This window comes from Gilliamella sp. CG22, from assembly GCF_046635725.1.
Taxonomy (GTDB): domain Bacteria; phylum Pseudomonadota; class Gammaproteobacteria; order Enterobacterales; family Orbaceae; genus Gilliamella; species Gilliamella apicola_I.
Map to the genome: position 1 here is coordinate 250,659 of NZ_JBIDFK010000001.1, position 17,043 is coordinate 267,701.

Annotated in this window: 15 protein-coding genes; 10 read left to right on the forward strand and 5 right to left on the reverse strand. The window is 36.3% G+C overall.

All coding sequences use genetic code 11. The features are described from left to right. Positions 1-4 precede the first annotated feature (4 nt). The 3 genes from infB to truB all read left to right on the forward strand — a co-directional run bounded on the left by infB (position 5) and on the right by truB (position 4,100). Positions 5-2,671 carry a translation initiation factor IF-2 gene (gene infB / locus ACGH46_RS01160; RefSeq protein ID WP_411589987.1) on the forward strand — a complete coding sequence of 889 codons (2,667 nt, stop codon included), beginning with the start codon at positions 5-7 and terminating at the stop codon, positions 2,669-2,671. Positions 2,672-2,740: 69 nt separating this feature from the next. Continuing rightward, positions 2,741-3,118, forward strand: a complete 378-nt coding sequence (rbfA, locus tag ACGH46_RS01165) for a 30S ribosome-binding factor RbfA (protein ID WP_411603577.1) — start codon at positions 2,741-2,743, stop codon at positions 3,116-3,118. A 67-nt stretch (positions 3,119-3,185) separates the two neighbouring features. Then, positions 3,186-4,100 carry a tRNA pseudouridine(55) synthase TruB gene (gene truB / locus ACGH46_RS01170; protein ID WP_267360646.1) on the forward strand — a complete coding sequence of 305 codons (915 nt, stop codon included), beginning with the start codon at positions 3,186-3,188 and terminating at the stop codon, positions 4,098-4,100. A gap of 71 nt (positions 4,101-4,171) precedes the next feature. Here the strand turns inward: truB and ACGH46_RS01175 are convergent, their stop codons facing one another. After that, a complete protein-coding gene (locus ACGH46_RS01175) occupies positions 4,172-5,221 on the reverse strand; it encodes a LacI family DNA-binding transcriptional regulator (protein ID WP_411597196.1) in 1,050 nt (349 codons plus the stop codon). 177 nt (positions 5,222-5,398) lie between these two features. Between ACGH46_RS01175 and ACGH46_RS01180 the strand changes: the two genes are divergently transcribed. The 3 genes from ACGH46_RS01180 (at position 5,399) to dnaB (ending at position 8,668) form a co-directional block, all read left to right on the forward strand. Further along, positions 5,399-6,418: an aspartate-semialdehyde dehydrogenase gene (locus ACGH46_RS01180; protein ID WP_267350513.1), complete on the forward strand. Its 1,020-nt coding sequence runs from the start codon at positions 5,399-5,401 to the stop codon at positions 6,416-6,418. Further along, entirely contained in the window at positions 6,405-7,196 is a 792-nt protein-coding gene (gene truA, locus ACGH46_RS01185; RefSeq protein ID WP_411603580.1) for a tRNA pseudouridine(38-40) synthase TruA, read from the forward strand. Before ACGH46_RS01180 ends, truA begins: the two co-directional genes overlap by 14 nt. 62 nt (positions 7,197-7,258) lie before the next feature. Continuing rightward, positions 7,259-8,668, forward strand: coding sequence for a replicative DNA helicase (gene dnaB / locus ACGH46_RS01190; protein ID WP_411597208.1), 1,410 nt, complete (start codon positions 7,259-7,261; stop codon positions 8,666-8,668). Positions 8,669-8,744: 76 nt separating this feature from the next. Here dnaB and ACGH46_RS01195 read toward each other — a convergent pair whose 3' ends face one another. Genes ACGH46_RS01195 through ACGH46_RS01210 form a run of 4 tightly spaced genes read right to left on the reverse strand, consistent with a single transcriptional unit; the run spans position 8,745 to position 12,255 of the window. Further along, a complete protein-coding gene (locus ACGH46_RS01195; RefSeq protein ID WP_411603583.1) occupies positions 8,745-9,575 on the reverse strand; it encodes a metal ABC transporter permease in 831 nt (276 codons plus the stop codon). Positions 9,576-9,577: 2 nt separating this feature from the next. Next, positions 9,578-10,438, reverse strand: coding sequence for a metal ABC transporter permease (locus ACGH46_RS01200; protein ID WP_267350507.1), 861 nt, complete (start codon positions 10,436-10,438; stop codon positions 9,578-9,580). Then, positions 10,439-11,335: a manganese/iron ABC transporter ATP-binding protein gene (locus ACGH46_RS01205; RefSeq protein WP_267350505.1), complete on the reverse strand. Its 897-nt coding sequence runs from the start codon at positions 11,333-11,335 to the stop codon at positions 10,439-10,441. It abuts the gene before it with no gap. Continuing rightward, positions 11,335-12,255 carry a metal ABC transporter substrate-binding protein gene (locus ACGH46_RS01210; protein ID WP_267360655.1) on the reverse strand — a complete coding sequence of 307 codons (921 nt, stop codon included), beginning with the start codon at positions 12,253-12,255 and terminating at the stop codon, positions 11,335-11,337. The genes ACGH46_RS01205 and ACGH46_RS01210 overlap by 1 nt, the downstream gene beginning before the upstream one ends. A gap of 601 nt (positions 12,256-12,856) precedes the next feature. On the opposite strand from ACGH46_RS01210, the gene tssB reads away from it, so the two are divergent. The 4 genes from tssB to tssL all read left to right on the forward strand — a co-directional run bounded on the left by tssB (position 12,857) and on the right by tssL (position 17,041). Continuing rightward, positions 12,857-13,357 carry a type VI secretion system contractile sheath small subunit gene (gene tssB / locus ACGH46_RS01215; protein WP_065559521.1) on the forward strand — a complete coding sequence of 167 codons (501 nt, stop codon included), beginning with the start codon at positions 12,857-12,859 and terminating at the stop codon, positions 13,355-13,357. A 71-nt stretch (positions 13,358-13,428) separates the two neighbouring features. After that, positions 13,429-14,961, forward strand: coding sequence for a type VI secretion system contractile sheath large subunit (gene tssC, locus ACGH46_RS01220; RefSeq protein ID WP_267350500.1), 1,533 nt, complete (start codon positions 13,429-13,431; stop codon positions 14,959-14,961). A 52-nt stretch (positions 14,962-15,013) separates the two neighbouring features. Continuing rightward, a complete protein-coding gene (gene tssK / locus ACGH46_RS01225; RefSeq protein WP_267360657.1) occupies positions 15,014-16,366 on the forward strand; it encodes a type VI secretion system baseplate subunit TssK in 1,353 nt (450 codons plus the stop codon). A gap of 9 nt (positions 16,367-16,375) precedes the next feature. Continuing rightward, the gene (gene tssL, locus ACGH46_RS01230; protein ID WP_267350495.1) at positions 16,376-17,041 is read left to right on the forward strand and encodes a type VI secretion system protein TssL, short form; all 666 of its coding nucleotides are present in this window, start codon (positions 16,376-16,378) and stop codon (positions 17,039-17,041) included. The last annotated feature ends 2 nt before the right edge of the window (positions 17,042-17,043 follow it).

Here is a 17,043-nt window from a genome sequence, read left to right on the forward strand (position 1 = left end):
ATACATGACCAAAGTATCAATCGAAACACTGGCTCAAGAGATAAATACTCCAGTGCAAACACTTTTGCAACAGTTTGCTGATGCAGGTATTAAAAAAACTGCAACAGATACTGTTACACAAAAGGAAAAAGAAGCTTTGCTTGCGCATCTAAATCCTCAGCAAGGCCCAACAAAATTAACGTTACAACGTAAAACACATTCTACCTTGAATGTATCGAGTGGCGGTGGCAAAAGCAAAGAAATTAAAATAGAAGTACGCAAAAAACGTACAATTGTTAAGCAAGATCCTGCTGAACTTGAAAAAGCACGACTTGAAGCTGAACGCAAAGCCAAACAGGAAGCTGAATTAAAAGCACGTAAAGAAGCTGAAGCGCAAGCACAATTAGCTGCTCAAGAAGCCAAAAAACGTGAAGAGGCCGAAGCTGAAAAACGTGCACAAGAAGCAAAAGCGAAAGAAGCTGAAAAAGCAGCAGAACAACCAGTGACACCTAAGGTAAAAAAAGCACAAGAAGAAAAAGCGCGTCTTGAAGCCGAAGCTAACGAAATTAAACGTAAAGCTGAAGAAGAAAATCGTCGCAAACTAGAAGCCGAAGCTAAACGCATGGCTGAAGAAGCGCGAAAATTAGCAGAACAATATAGTGATGCTGATGATAATGACAATGACAACAATGGTGATGAAGAAGATTATCATGTTACTACGTCTAAATTTGCACGCGCAGCAGAAGACGATACCGACCGTGAAGTTGAAAGCGCACGTGGTCGAGGTCGTAATGCAAAACAGACCAAACAGAAAAAAGGCAGCAAATTATCTGAAGGTAAAGCAGAACGTGAAGAAGCACGTGCTGTTACTCGTGGTAATAATAAAAAGAAAGGTAAAAGTACCTTACAACAAAGTTTTAATAAACCTGTACAAGCGGTTAACCGAGATGTGGTTATCGGTGAAACGATTACCGTTGCTGAACTCGCTAACAAAATGGCAGTAAAAGGTTCAGAAGTTATCAAAACGATGATGAAAATGGGGGCAATGGCAACCATTAATCAGGTTATCGATCAGGAAACAGCTCAGCTAGTGGCTGAAGAAATGGGACACAAAGTCGTTCTTCGTCGTGAAAACGAACTTGAAGAATCTTTAATGAGTGATCGTGATACGGGTGCGGAAAAAGTGTCACGGGCTCCAGTTGTGACCATTATGGGACATGTAGATCATGGTAAAACTTCATTGCTTGACTATATTCGTAAAGCAAAAGTTGCCTCAGGCGAAGCAGGTGGTATTACTCAGCATATCGGTGCTTATCATGTTAAAACAGCAAATGGTGAGATCACTTTCTTAGATACACCGGGACATGCGGCATTTACTTCAATGCGTGCTCGTGGTGCAAGAGCAACTGATATTGTTGTTCTTGTCGTGGCAGCTGATGATGGCGTCATGCCTCAAACTATCGAAGCAATCCAACATGCTAAAGCTGCAAATGTACCTATGGTTGTTGCCGTAAACAAAATCGATAAACCCGAAGCCGATCCAGAACGTGTAAAAGGTGAACTTGCACAATATGGTGTCATGTCAGAAGATTGGGGTGGAGACACACAATTTGTTCATGTATCAGCTAAAGCAGGAACAGGTATAGATCAACTGCTTGAAGCCATTTTGTTACAAGCGGAAGTGCTTGAACTCACAGCTTACGAAACCGGTATGGCTAGTGGTGTGGTTATTGAATCATTCCTTGATAAAGGTCGTGGTTCTGTTGCTACAGTACTTGTTCAATCAGGAACATTACGTAAAGGCGATATCGTTCTATGTGGGTTTGAATATGGTCGTATTCGTGCAATGCGCAACGAATTAGGTAAAGAAGTGACCGAAGCAGGTCCATCAATTCCTGTTGAGATTTTAGGTCTATCGGGCGTACCTTCTGCTGGTGATGAAGCAACAGTTGTACGTGATGAAAAGAAAGCACGTGAAGTGGCATTATATCGTCAAGGAAAATTCCGTGACGTTAAACTTGCTCGACAACAAAAAGCGAAACTCGAAAACATGTTTACTAACATGACTGAAGGTGATGTATCTGAACTTAATATCGTGCTAAAAGCCGACGTTCAAGGTTCGGTTGAGGCGATTTCTGACTCACTACTTAAACTCTCAACCGATGAAGTTAAAGTTAAAATTATTGGTTCGGGTGTTGGTGGAATTACCGAAACGGACGCATCGCTTGCTGCGGCTTCTAATGCCATAATTTTAGGCTTTAACGTACGTGCCGATGCTTCAGCTCGTAAAGTGATTGAAACAGAAAATTTAGACCTTCGCTACTATTCAGTTATTTATGATCTGATTGATGAAGTGAAACAAGCCATGAGTGGTATGCTAGCTCCAGAGTACAAACAAGAAATTATTGGTCTTGCCGAAGTCCGTGATGTGTTTAAATCACCTAAATTTGGTGCAATCGCTGGTTGTATGGTTACTGAAGGTGTGGTTAAACGTCATAATCCAATCCGTGTTTTACGTGATAACGTGGTTATTTATGAAGGCGAACTTGAATCACTACGTCGCTTTAAAGATGACGTTAATGAAGTTCGTAACGGTATGGAATGTGGTATTGGTGTACGTAACTATAATGATGTTCGTGTTGGGGATTCAATCGAAGTCTTTGAAACTATCGAAATCAAGCGTACAATTTAATAACGATGACATTACCATGTTATAAGCAAGGTTTATGCCTTGCTTATTCATATTTTAAGGAAAATAGATATGGCAAAAGCATTTAATCGCTCTTCTCGTGTTGGACATGAATTGCAAAAAGAGATTGCAATCATACTACAACGCGAAATCAAAGATCCACGTCTAGGCATGGTTACTGTTTCGGGTGTTGATATCTCACGCGACCTTTCCTACGCGAAAGTATTTGTAACTTTTTTAAATGATGATGATCCGCAAATTATTGAACAAGGTCTAACCGTACTCAATGATGCGAAAGGATATATTCGAACTTTAATAGGCAAAGCAATGCGTTTACGCATTATTCCTGAAATCAAATTCTTTTATGATGAATCATTGGTTAAAGGTATGCAAATGTCTAGTTTAGTCTCTGATGTTATCAAACAGGATAACGAACGTCATAAAGATTAACATAAAAAATGCCATGATTTTAAACTAAATCTAGTTGGTTTTATTTTTTAAGATAAAGAAATTAACAATGAATATTAAAAAAATTCGCCGTGAACTTCACGGCGTTTTGTTATTAGATAAGCCGCAAGGCATGACCTCGAATGATGCTTTGCAAAAAGTCAAAAGACTCTTTAACGCTAAAAAAGCAGGGCATACAGGTGCGCTCGATCCTTTAGCGACAGGCATGTTACCCATCTGTTTTGGTGAAGCGACCAAATTTTCTCAATATTTGTTAGATTCTGATAAACGATATCAAGTTATTGCTAAACTAGGTGAACGAACAGATACGTCAGATGCAGACGGTCAAATCATCTGTTCTAAACCTGTCAATATTACTCAATCACAAATTGATGAAGCGTTAACGCATTTTCGTGGGGATATTTTACAAGTGCCAACCATGTTTTCAGCATTAAAGCACCAAGGTAAACCACTTTATGAATATGCTCGGCAAGGCATTGTCATTGAACGAGAAGCAAGACCCATTACCGTTTACGAAAATCAATTTATCCAATTTGATGCCAATACTCATGAATTAACTTTAGAAATACATTGCTCTAAGGGAACGTATATTCGAACGATTATTGATGATTTAGGAGAATTACTAGGTTGTGGTGCACATGTCATTTATTTAAGACGTCTGCAAGTTTCTAATTATCCCATTCAACAAATGGTAACTTTAGATGCACTACACAATTTAGCTGATAAAGATGCTTTGTTAATGCCAGTAGATAGCCCAATGAATGCGTACCCAAAGGTCACACTCACTGAACAACAAGGTAAGCATATTTTATTAGGTCGAACGATAGAAATAGATACGGTCATTAACGATGAGATAACTTCACCTCAAGAAACGTTAGTCAGGATTTATCAAGATCAAACATTTATCGGGGCGGGCGTTCAGATAAAAAATAAACTCTCACCAAAACGATTGATATCATCATAGTCATAAAACAGAATCCAACAGAAATAAACGTTCTGCTACTATTAATAATAGCGACGATGTTTAATTATAGACTAGTTAATAAATAGGGATTCTGTTTCAACAAGGTGGTATTGCAAAGTTGATGCAGTTTTTTGTTTGAGTATGTCACAAAGTAAACGGGCTGATTTTCTTCCCATTTTAGCTAAAGGTTTATAAATTCGGCTAAGCTGGTCTAATTCATTATATTGACGATCTTTTGAATGATTAATATAAGTAATAGCGATAGGGGTCGTTAGCTGCTCCTTGCTTTGATTCACTTGATGCAATATTCCCAGTACCGCAGCAAAAGGGTGTTGAGAATTTTTTTGATCATAATATTGTTCATCCAAATAATTTAAATGAATATTATCCGAGCAAATAATCGCAGTGGGTGGTTTGTTACTTTCAATTAATTTTTTGATAGCCGAACGCCCTTGCTCATAACTAAAGCAATGATGAATTAGGTAATTAGGATCAAACTTAATGTTAGACCTCAGAAGGGCTTGCTGATAACCTTGTAAAAAAAGAGTTGAACTCTTTTTATGACTGTCATTGATGATAACTGCAATTTTTTTATGTATTTGATGCACTAAATATTGAGTAATATTATAGGCTATGGTCAAGTGATCGAAATAAACGCAATTAAAATCAAGCGAAAAATGGTTAACTAAAATAATAGGTGGTAAGGTGGATTTGTAGTTTTTGAGGATATCTAAATAGGGAGCATCATTAATGATCACGATACCATCAAAAATGTTTTGGGTTGCATATCGAATTAAATGATGAATATCATTTGGGCTGGAATAGGCGAAGCGTAAATAAAAAAATTGGTATCCCGCTTCTTTTAAACCACTTTCTAAACCAATATTGATTAAACTTTGCGAGAATAATTGATTATCAATAATTAAAATTTTTTGCGTTTCACACTCTACATGATAGGGTTTAGTATTAAAGGGTGTATCAATCCCCAACTCCTCAATTGCTTTATAAACACGTGATTGTGTTAATGCAGAAGTTAAATTGGGCGTGTTTAATACTCTTGACACGGACGCAATTGATAAATTTGCCTTTTGGGCAATCACAGCTAAAGTAACTTTATTCATAAAATAGGATTTTAACGTGTAACATGGTGCATCACTTTAATCATAATTTTATAATGTGTAACGGATAAAAAATGAATTTGTCGATCTCGCTTCCAAAATTAATAGCTCTTTTTTTTCAGCTATCCTCACAAATATAATGTTATAATCTTCGATAAATTTTATTGATTGGGTTTATATATGTCAGCATGGAATATTGCCATTGTTGGTGCGACAGGACAAGTAGGTTCTGCGCTCATTGAGTTACTGCAAGAGTATACTCAAAAAAATCATAGTATTGAAATTGATAATCTCTACCTAGTCGGCAGTGATAACAGTGCTGGCGAGATTATTCGATTTGCAGGTAAAAATTTAACGGTTATTGATAGTGCTCAAATGGACTTTAGTCAATGCCATTTTGCTTTTTTTGTCGCAGGTGCGAAAACCAGTGAAAAATATGCTCAACAAGCAGCACAAGCAGGATGCATTGTGATTGATGCAAGTGGCTACTTTGCTGATCAAGATCATATTCCACTGATTGTGCCACAAGTGAACAATCATGTTTTAGCTGAATACCGTAACGAAAACATTATTGCGGTAGCCAGTGCCCCCGTTTCTCAATTACTTCGCTGTGTTGCACCTTTAACGGATATCGAGTTACTCACTAATTTGCATGTAACAAGTTTCATTCCCTCTTCAATGTATGGCAAACCAGGCGTTGAAGAACTGGCTGGTCAAAGTGCTCGATTATTAAATGGAATGCCTGTTGATAATGACTTATTCGACAAACAGCTTGCTTTCAATCTGTTGCCTATTTCACATGAATCTGATAATTCATCATACGGTGAAAAATCACTGATAAATCAGATTCGTAAAGTTATCAATAATTATCAACTGCCAATATCGATTGAATCTGTTATTGTTCCGGTATTTTATGGACTTGCTCAAGCGGTAAATGTTTCTAGCAGTTTACCGATTGAATTAGATATGGCACGTTTTAGCGAATATGGTGTTGAATTACAAGGGGATACGCTTTCAACTCCTGTTACTGAAGTTAATGCCGAATCAGAATCTAATTTGACGATTAAATTATCCAATTTAAGGCATAGTTTTGGTCATTATGAACAAATCCAATTTTGGTCAGTTGCTGATAATATTCGCTATTTAGGTGGAATAATGCTCATCCAGACGCTTGAGATGCTGATTAATGACTACCTCTAAAATTGCACTGGGTATTGAATATGATGGCAGTGGATATTTTGGTTGGCAACGCCAACAATCCGTTGATTCAGTCCAAGAAAGATTAGAGTCTGCTTTATCGGTTATCGCCGATGAGCCTATTATGGTTTTTTGTGCAGGTCGAACGGATGCGGGGGTCCATGCAACAGGACAAGTTATTCACTTTGAAACAAAAGCACAACGATCTCACAGTGCTTGGACAATGGGGGTCAATTCCCACTTACCATCAAATATTGCGGTGCGGTGGTCTCAACCTGTTGCGGAAAGTTTTCATGCAAGATTCAGCGCAACTGCTCGACGTTATCGTTATGTGATTTATAATCACCGTTACCGTCCAGCAATTTTATCAAAAGGGGTTACGCATTACTATTTACCCCTTAATGAAAAGCTCATGCATGAAGCTGCACAATATCTGTTAGGAGAAAACGACTTTTCATCATTTAGAGCCGCACAATGTCAGTCGTTAACGCCTTGGCGAAACATTCATCAAATTAGTGTAACCAGACAGGGTGACTATGTGATTGTGGATATAAAAGCGAATGCATTCGTACATCATATGGTAAGGAATATCGTCGGCAGTTTGCTAGAAGTTGGCGCTGAAAATCAAAAGCCGCAATGGATTGATGATTTATTGAAAGCTAAAGATAGAACACGGGCGGCAGCAACAGCAAAACCGGAAGGTTTGTATTTAGTTCAGGTGGATTATCCACTAGAATATCAAATACCTAATCTTGCATTAGGCCCCTTATTTTTGAGCTAGCTAAATGATAAGCTCAAATATGAATTAAATTAAAAAAGATGAATCTAATGAATACTGATGAAATCATTACCAATAAAGACGGTAATAATCAAAATGCGAAAAACGCAAAACTACATAGCTTAAAATTGCCTCCCCATTCCATAGAGGCAGAGCAAGCTGTTCTCGGTAGTTTAATGCTGGATAATCAGCGTTGGGATGTCGTTGCTGAAATGATAACCGAACGGGATTTTTATTCACGTCATCATCAACTTATCTTCGCTGAAATGCATATTTTAGTGGGTAAAGGAACACCAATAGATTTAATTACGCTTTCAGAAAGTTTAGAAAGTAAGGATTTGCTTGCTGACGTGGGGGGATTTGCTTATTTAGCTGAATTATCCAAAAACACTCCGAGCGCCATCAATGTTGTGGCATATAGTGATATTATTCGGCAACAAGCTATATTGCGTGAACTTATCAGCGCATCAAATGAGATTGCAGATAACTGTTATGCGACAGAAGGGCGAGACAGTAGTGAAATATTGGATTTAGCTGAAAGTAAAATCTTTCAAATTGCTGAAAGCCGTACCAAGCAAGGAGAGGGGCCAAAAAGCATAACTGAAGTGCTGGAAGCGACGGTTGCTAAAATCGAAGAACTTTTCCAACGCCCACATGATGGTGTGACTGGTGTTTCTACAGGTTTTCTTGATTTAGACAAAAAGACAGCTGGCTTGCAACGTTCAGATTTAATCATTATTGCCGCACGTCCTTCTATGGGAAAAACAACTTTCGCCATGAATTTGTGTGAAAATGCAGCAATGATGCAAGAAAAACCGGTATTAATATTTAGTTTAGAAATGCCTTCAGAACAAATTATGATGCGTATGCTCGCTTCACTTTCTCGAGTAGACCAAACACGTATTCGTACTGGTCAATTACAAGATGATGATTGGGCTCGTATTTCAAGTACCATGGGTATTTTGCTTGAAAAGAAAAATATTTATATCGATGACTCTTCCGGATTAACGCCAATGGAATTACGTTCACGTGCCAGACGTATTTATCGGGAACATAAAGGGTTAAGTATGATCATGGTCGATTATCTACAGCTGATGCGTGTACCGAATATGTCTGAAAATCGAACGTTGGAAATTGCTGAAATATCACGATCATTAAAAGCATTAGCAAAAGAATTACAAATTCCGGTTGTTGCACTATCACAGTTAAATCGTAGTCTTGAACAACGGGCAGATAAAAGACCAGTGAATTCGGATTTACGTGAATCCGGATCGATTGAACAAGATGCCGATGTAATCATGTTTATTTATCGTGATGAAGTGTATAACGAAGCATCTGAACACAAAGGAATTGCCGAAATTATTTTAGGTAAACAGCGTAATGGTCCAATAGGTAAAGTAAGATTAAAATTCCAAGGTCAATTTTCACGCTTTGATAATTATGCTGATTCCAGCAAATATATGGATGATGAATAGTTAAAAAATTCCAAAGCGAAAATTGCGTAAATGTTATAACGACTAACATGTCACATTTACGCAATTTTATTAATGGTTAATTTTGACGGCTTTTAATATAGGCATAACTTTGTGTAAAAACAAAAATAGTAGCTTGTAGAATCACAATGCAAGCACTGGTAGATGCATCTAAATGATAACTGATCAATGTTCCCATAACGGTTGAAAAGACAGAAATTAACACCGCAATAACTAACATTCTTTCAAATCGTTTACTGATTAAAAAAGCAGTAATACCCGGCGCAATCAACATAGCAATGACCAATATAACCCCAGCTGCTTTTAGCGATCCTACAATAGTTAAAGCTAGAATACTCAGTAATCCATAATGTAATAATCGAACGGGTAATCCAACCACTCTTGCTTGAACAGGATCAAAACAATAAAGCATGAGATCACGACGCTTAATGATAACAATAATAGACACAACAGCAGCAATAAAAATAATCTGTATTAATTCTGCATAACTTGTACCAAGTACACTACCAAATAAGATATGGTTCAAATGTTGTGACGTATCAACTTTAGAAAATAACACTAAACCGAATGCAAACATACCGGAAAACACAATTCCCATGACGGTATCTTCTTTAATTCGGCTGTTTTCTTTTATATAACCGGTAGCGACTGAGCAAAATAAACCTGACACAAAAGCCCCGATAATAATGGGAATTCCGGCTAAGAAGGCAAGTACAATACCGGGTAATACTGCATGTGATATAGCATCGCCCATCAATGACCACCCTTTCAAAACCAAAAAGCACGATAGTAGGGCACAAACTATACCGGTTGCAAGCGCGGCTAAAATGGCTCTTTGCATAAGAGGAATTGTAAAAGGATGAAAAATAAAATACCCTATATCAGCCATACTTAATCCCCTTTACTTAAGCGAAGTTGTCTAATTTTTCGGCGATTAGAAATTAATCCTTGTTTAGGCGCAAATAAAAAAGCAAAAATAAAAACTAACGTTTGCAATGTGACAATAACGCCACCTGTTTCACCATTTAAAAAGTAACTAAACCACGCTCCAATAGCACTGGTTAGTGCACCAATTATTACCGAAATAATCAATAAATGTGAAAATCGATTAGTCAGCAAATAAGCGGTTGCACCGGGCGTGACAACCATTGCAATAACTAAAATTGCCCCAACCGTTTGTAAAGCTGCAACTGTGCAAGCACTTAAAATAGTAAAAAAAAGGATTTTTAAAGGTAAAGGTCTTAAACCGATTGATCTGGCATGAATTTCATCAAAAAACACAACTAATAAATCCTTCCAGAATAATAATAAAAGTACAACTGAAACCAGTATGATAATCTGCACTTGCCACATATCACTATCATCAATACCTAAAATATTACCAAAAATAATTGTCTGGGCATTAATAGAAGTCGGATTTAATGAAAGAATTAATAAACCAATCGCAAAAAAAGTAGAAAAAATAAAACCAATAATGGCATCTTCTTTTAATCGGGTCATTGCTCTTACCATGGTAATAGAAAGTGCTGCCAATAATCCCGTAAAAAAAGCGCCTACCGAATAAGGTAAACCCAGTGCATAAGCTCCGGCAACACCAGGGACCACTGAATGAGATAAAGCATCGCCCATTAATGACCAGCCCTTTAACATTAAAAAGGCAGATAAAAAAGCACAAGCTGCGCCGACAATGCTACTTACCCAGATGGCTTTTAGCATAAAGTCATAACTAAATGGTTCAAGAAGGAGTTCCATTTATTGCTGTCCTTTTGGTTCATGATCATGATGTTCAACAAGTAAATCTTGATGAGGGGAATCATCTTTACCTTCACCATAAAATATTGCTGCACGTTCATCATCGGTTAAAATAGATACCTTGCGAGGATCTTCATCTTCATGTAACTTTTCACCCGAAAGACTTAAATAACGCAAAGCACCGCCAAAAGTAGTCATTAAATTTTGAGGGGTAAAAGTGGATTGGGTTGATCCAAAAGCAAGAACAGTTTGATTAATCAAAACAACTTGATCACAAAATTCAGGCACACTACCTAAATTATGGGTAGAAACTAAAATTAAATGCCCCTCATCACGAAGATCCTTCAAAAGTTCAATAATGGCATTTTCTGTTTTAACATCAACCCCAGTAAAAGGCTCATCTAATAAAAGTACTTTACCTTGTTGAGCTAACGCTCTGGCTAAAAATACACGTTTTTTTTGACCGCCAGAAAGCTCGCCAATTTGTCGATGTTTAAATTCGAGCATATCTACACGCTTTAGGGCAATATCAACTTGTCTTTTATCCTCTTTACTTGGAATACGTAAAAAAGACATATGTCCATAACGTCCCATCATTACTACGTCAGACACTAACACAGGAAAATCCCAATCAACCTCTTCCGTTTGGGGTACATAAGCAATAATATTTTGTTTTAATGCTTGTTTTACAGGCGTATTATTAAAAGTCACTTGTCCCTTAGTTGGTCGTATCATTCCCATAATGCTTTTAAACAGTGTAGATTTACCACTACCATTAACGCCAACCAGTGCACATATAGTGCCACCATGTAAGCTAAAACTTGCATCATGAATAGCAGTGTGACCATTATTATAAGTCACAGTAATATCATCAACGTTTAGGCAAATTTGAGTCATCAGTTTTCAAACCCCTTAGCTATTGTTTCAACAGTCACTTTTAATAAATCGATATAGGTTGGTACTGGGCCATCTTTAGTTGAAAGTGAATCAACATATAACACACCTCCATACTTAGCACCTGTCTCTTTACTTACCTGCTTAGCCGGTTTATCCGAAATCGTACTTTCACTAAAAACAACCGGAATATTATTTTTACGAACCGTATCAATCAGATTTTTAACTTGTTTAGGTGTGCCTTGCTGCTCAGCATTAATCGGCCACAAATACGCTTCTTTAAGATTATAATCTCTTGCCAAATAACTAAAAGCCCCTTCACTGGTGACTAACCAACGCTGAGATTCTGGAATTTTGGCTAGGCGTTCCCTTAAAGGCGCATCAAGAGCTTTAATCTTAGCAACATAATCGGCAGCATTCTTATTGTAAATATCGGCATGTTTCGGATCATATTTAACAAAAGCAGCACGAATATTTTCAATATAAGTTAAAGCAAGTGTCGGAGACATCCAAGCATGTGGATTAGGATTACCTTTATAACTTCCTTCCTGAATCGGCATAGGGTCAATTCCTTCTGTTACCGTAACCGAAGGAACATCTTTAATATCTTCAAAAAAACGTTTAAACCAAAGTTCTAAATTAAGTCCATTCCATAATACTAAATCGGCAGAAAGTGCTTTGGTAATATCTTGAGGGGTTGGATCATATTCATGAATCTCGGCACCAACTTTAGTGATTGACTCAACTATCGCTGCATCGCCCGCAATATTTTGTGCGATATCTTGAATCACGGTAAATGTCGTAACAACTTTAAATTTTTTTTCTTCAGCGATTGCAGAGTTAGCCACGCCAGTAAGAATAATTAATGATGTAAAAATTAAATTTAATAAAGTTTTACGACTTTTGATAGAATTGAATTTCATTAGCAACTCCTATTTAATAATATACTCAATCATCTTCAAGATACCGAGAAATCAAGGAAAACGTGAAAGCTAAAAAGAAATCCTTTTCATAATAGCTTCCTTTAACTATCTAATAAAGTGATAAAAATAAATACACTTTAAATGTTAATGAGAATTATTATCATTTAAGTCGCTAAAGTCAAATAAATTTGTTTAATTTAGTCAATTTTTAAATTATTAGATAACGTATTTTAAATAAATATTTATTGAAAAAGGAGATAGCCTTATCTATTAGAATAATAGCTATTTTAATAATTGATTTATTGAGTTAACTATAGTTAAAAAAATTTAAAAAACATTTTAAAAGTTGAATTAGCATTAAATTTAATAAAATTTATTTAAAAATGATTAAAAAACAATCCATCAGTTCATATCTGTGACATCATAAAAACCCTTTATTTTGCTAGAAAAATAAGCAAATTTTAAAAAAATTTCTTTATGAAAAAATTAATTAATTTAAGCGTTAAGATTGTAATTAATTCGTAAATCGTGTAATTTATTCACAACTTAAGGGTAATTATTTATTTTAGCCTTTAAAGGGAATGGAAATTTAGGAGAAATTATGTCAAACAGTTATCAAAATGAAGTCCCAGCTGCCCGCGTAAATATCAGTTTAGATTTACACACTGGCGGAGCCTCAAAGAAAGTTGAACTACCACTTAAAATATTGTCAATTGGCGATTATGGTCGTGGAAAAGACAAACGTTCACTTTCTGAAAAAGAAAAAGTATCGATTAATAAAAATAATTTCGATGCAGTGTTAAACGATTTTAGACCAGAAGCTAAAATAAGTGTACCTAATACACTTGCAGATGATGGTAGTGACATCAGTGTTGATTTGGTGTTTGAATCTATGAAAGATTTTTCACCAGAACAAGTCGCTAAAAAAATCCCACAACTACGTTCTTTACTTGCAATGCGCAATCTATTAAGAGATTTGAAATCAAATCTATTAGATAACGCTACTTTCCGCTATGAACTTGAAAAAATAGTGAAAGATCAACAACTCTCTGATGAGCTCCGTGCTGAATTAGAATCAATTGTATCTGAAAGTAAAAAATAAAATTTTAATCAATCAAAACTCAATTTGCACAGCAAAATATAAAGTTTGATAAAAATTAAGAGATAAAAGTAATGAACGTACAAAAACAAAGCAATGCTAGTAAAGCAACCGTAGTAGAAGAGAATGGTAGTGTTTACCAATCTTTATTCGATAAAATCAATCTAAGTCCAATCAAAAAAGCGGGTGAAATTGATAAATTTGAAGATAACGAAGTATTATTTGAAGCTTCACAAGATGAACGTGTCACAATGGCAATCAATATTTTATTAAAATTGATTCAAAGTTCATCGCAAAAGATTGAAAAATTAGATAAACACCTATTAGATTATCACATCAGTCAAATAGACCAAAAATTAAGTCGTCAACTTGATGCTATTATGCATCACGAAACGTTCCAAGAAATCGAAGGAACATGGCGTGGTTTAAAATTCTTAGTTGACCGTACTGATTTCCGTCGTAATGTCAAAATTGAACTTTTAGATGTTTCAAAAGAAGATCTTCGCCAAGATTTCGAAGATGCGCCAGAAATTATCCAAACAGGTTTCTATCGTCATACCTATATTCAAGAATATGACACACCGGGTGGCGAACCAATTGGTGTAACAATTTCAAATTATGAGTTTGATCGTAGTTCACAAGACATCTCATTGTTACGTAATATTTCTAAAGTTGCAGCTGCTGCACATATGCCATTTGTAAGCTCTGTTGGTCCAAAATTCTTTGGTAAAGAAACCATGGAAGAAGTTGCCGCAATTAAAGATATTGGCAACTATTTCGACCGTGCAGAATACACTAAATGGAACAGCTTCCGTGAAACTGATGATTCACGCTACATCGGCTTGACTTTACCAAGAGTACTTGCTCGTCTGCCATATGGACCAGATACAATACCGGTACGCAGCTTCAATTATGTTGAAGATGTAAAAGGACTTGATCACAACCGTTATTTATGGACTAATGCATCCTATGCGTTTGCAGCAAACATGACTCAAAGCTTTATTCGTAATGGTTGGTGTGTACAAATTCGTGGACCGCAAGCAGGTGGACTAGTTGAAGATTTACCAATTCACCTTTATGATTTAGGTACTGGTAATCAAGTAAAAATTCCTACCGAAGTGCTTATCCCTGAAACACGCGAATTTGAATTTGCTAATTTAGGATTCATCCCATTATCTTTCTATAAAAATAGAGATTATGCATGTTTCTTCTCTGCGAACTCAACGCAAAAACCAGCACTTTATGATACAAAAGAAGCAACAGCAAACAGCCGTATTAATGCTCGTTTACCTTATATCTTCTTATTGTCACGAATTGCTCATTACTTAAAAGTTATTCAACGTGAAAATATCGGTGCAACTAAAGACCGCCGTATGTTAGAACTTGAATTAAATAAATGGATAAGCAACCTTGTCACTGAAATGACTGATCCAAGTGATGAAGTTCAAGCGGCTCACCCATTAAGAGAAGCAAAAGTCATTGTTGAAGATATTGAAGATAATCCAGGATTCTTCCGTGTTAAAACATTCTTAATTCCTCATTTCCAAATCGAAGGAATGGATATTAATTTATCAATGGTATCACAGATGCCAAAAGCTAAATCATAAGTATTAGCTTTTACTTGATTTCATTAATATCTATTAAGGAGTGTTAGGACACATGAAAATATTTCGTCCTTTATGGAATGAAGGCGTCTTTCTGACGCCTCAACAATTTCAACAACAAGCGTTGTGGGATCAATTCACTTCACAAAAATTAGCCACTCTAGCGGTGGCTAACCCATGGGGAATTGAAAACCTATCTATTGATTTGCAGGCACTAACCTTCGATCGATTACAAGCAGAATCAATAAGTATCCGATTTTCTGATGGTGTTGTCATCAATACGGATATAGCAGATAAACTACCGGAAGCAAGAATATTAAATACCGATATACCGGTCGAGCTTGAAGAAGTAACCGTTTTTATTGGTATACCGTTACTACAAGCCAACGGGGGTAACTGTTTACAAGAAAATCAACGTCTTGAACGCCCACTGCGTTATAGACAAGATTGGGTAGAAGTTACCGATTTATTGGGGCAAAATGTCGAAACTATATCTGTAGAGCATTATGCGTTAACATTCTTATTTGATTTTGAAAATCAAAGTGATTATCTAACCTGTCCTATAGCACGATTAAAACGAGATCTTAACGGGCGATTTGTACTGGATCAAGAATATCTTCCACCAATGTTAAACCTGCATACACAAAGTGGAACATTAGTTAAAGAACTTGAATTATTATGTGTTCAAATGCAAGCCAAACGGCAACATTTAACAGGAATGCGTCATGAGCGAAATCAACAAATGGCAGAATTTGCCACCGCTGATGTGTCATTATTTTGGTTGTTAAATGCATTAAATACTTATGAGCCTCAACTCAAATTTTTGCGTGATAATCCAACGATTCATCCTGAAAAGCTTTATCAAACATTAATAGCACTAACCGGTGCATTATTAACTTTCTCGCTTTTAAATAATGTAGATGGTATTCCAGCTTATCAACATAATAATCTTAATGAAGTTTTCCCTCCATTATTTGGATTAGTACGCAACTTACTGGAAGAAAGCTTACCTTCTCGAGTAATTAAAATTGAATTGGTTCATGACAAAGACACACTATGGACAGGACGATTAAATGACTCACGTCTTGTTGAAGATGCTGATTTCTATCTTTCTGTTCGTTCAAGTATGCCTGGTCATCAATTACAATCGCGGTTCCCAATCTTATGTAAAGCAGGTGCACCTGATGATGTTAGACAAATCATTCATTCTGCGTTATCTGGTATTCCAATTAAAGCATTGAGCCATGTTCCGGCAGCTATACCGGTACGTTTGGATAATCAATATTTTGCACTAGATCTTTCACATGAAGCGGCAAAAAATATGTTGCTTACACGCTGTTGTGAATTTTATGTACCACGTGCAATGCCTGATATTTCTTTGGAATTGTTTGCCGTATTGCGGTCATAGGATCAAATTATGAGTATAGAATCAAAACCAATTGTTATTGATGAATTATTACGAGATTCCATCTTAGTTGTAGTGCAGTTAAAAGCTAAAGCTGATATTCCATCAGGACATAAATTGTACGAAATTTGTAAACAACAAGTTATAACCGTACGAGAAAAATTACATCAAGCGCAGTATAGCCAAGATGTAATTGATGATATCAGTTATGCTTTATGTGCTTTATTAGATGAAACTGTATTACTTTGTCATCGAGATAATCCGAAAAATCAAGACTATGATGAATGGTTAGGTTCGCCATTACAAGTTATCTATTTTAACACGCACAGCGCGGGTGATGATCTATTCGATAAAATTCGTTCTCGCTTAAAAGCTGATAAAAAAGAAGGAATTGTTTTAGCTTGTTTTGACCGAGTATTAGGACTTGGTTTCCAAGGCTGTTATCTTGATAGACCTCAAATGGAACGAGAGCACCTGATACTCGCGCTACGTGAAGCTCTACGAGAATATGAGCCAGAACAATCATATCCAATCATTGAACAGACCAAAACATATCGTTATCAGTTTAGAAAAACCATTCTACTAGCTTGTACTGTCGTATCGGTTATTGTCGTTATTGGGCTTTACTTTTTATTGGATAATCAACTAGACAACTTGGTTAAGCAACTTGTTGGTTAAAA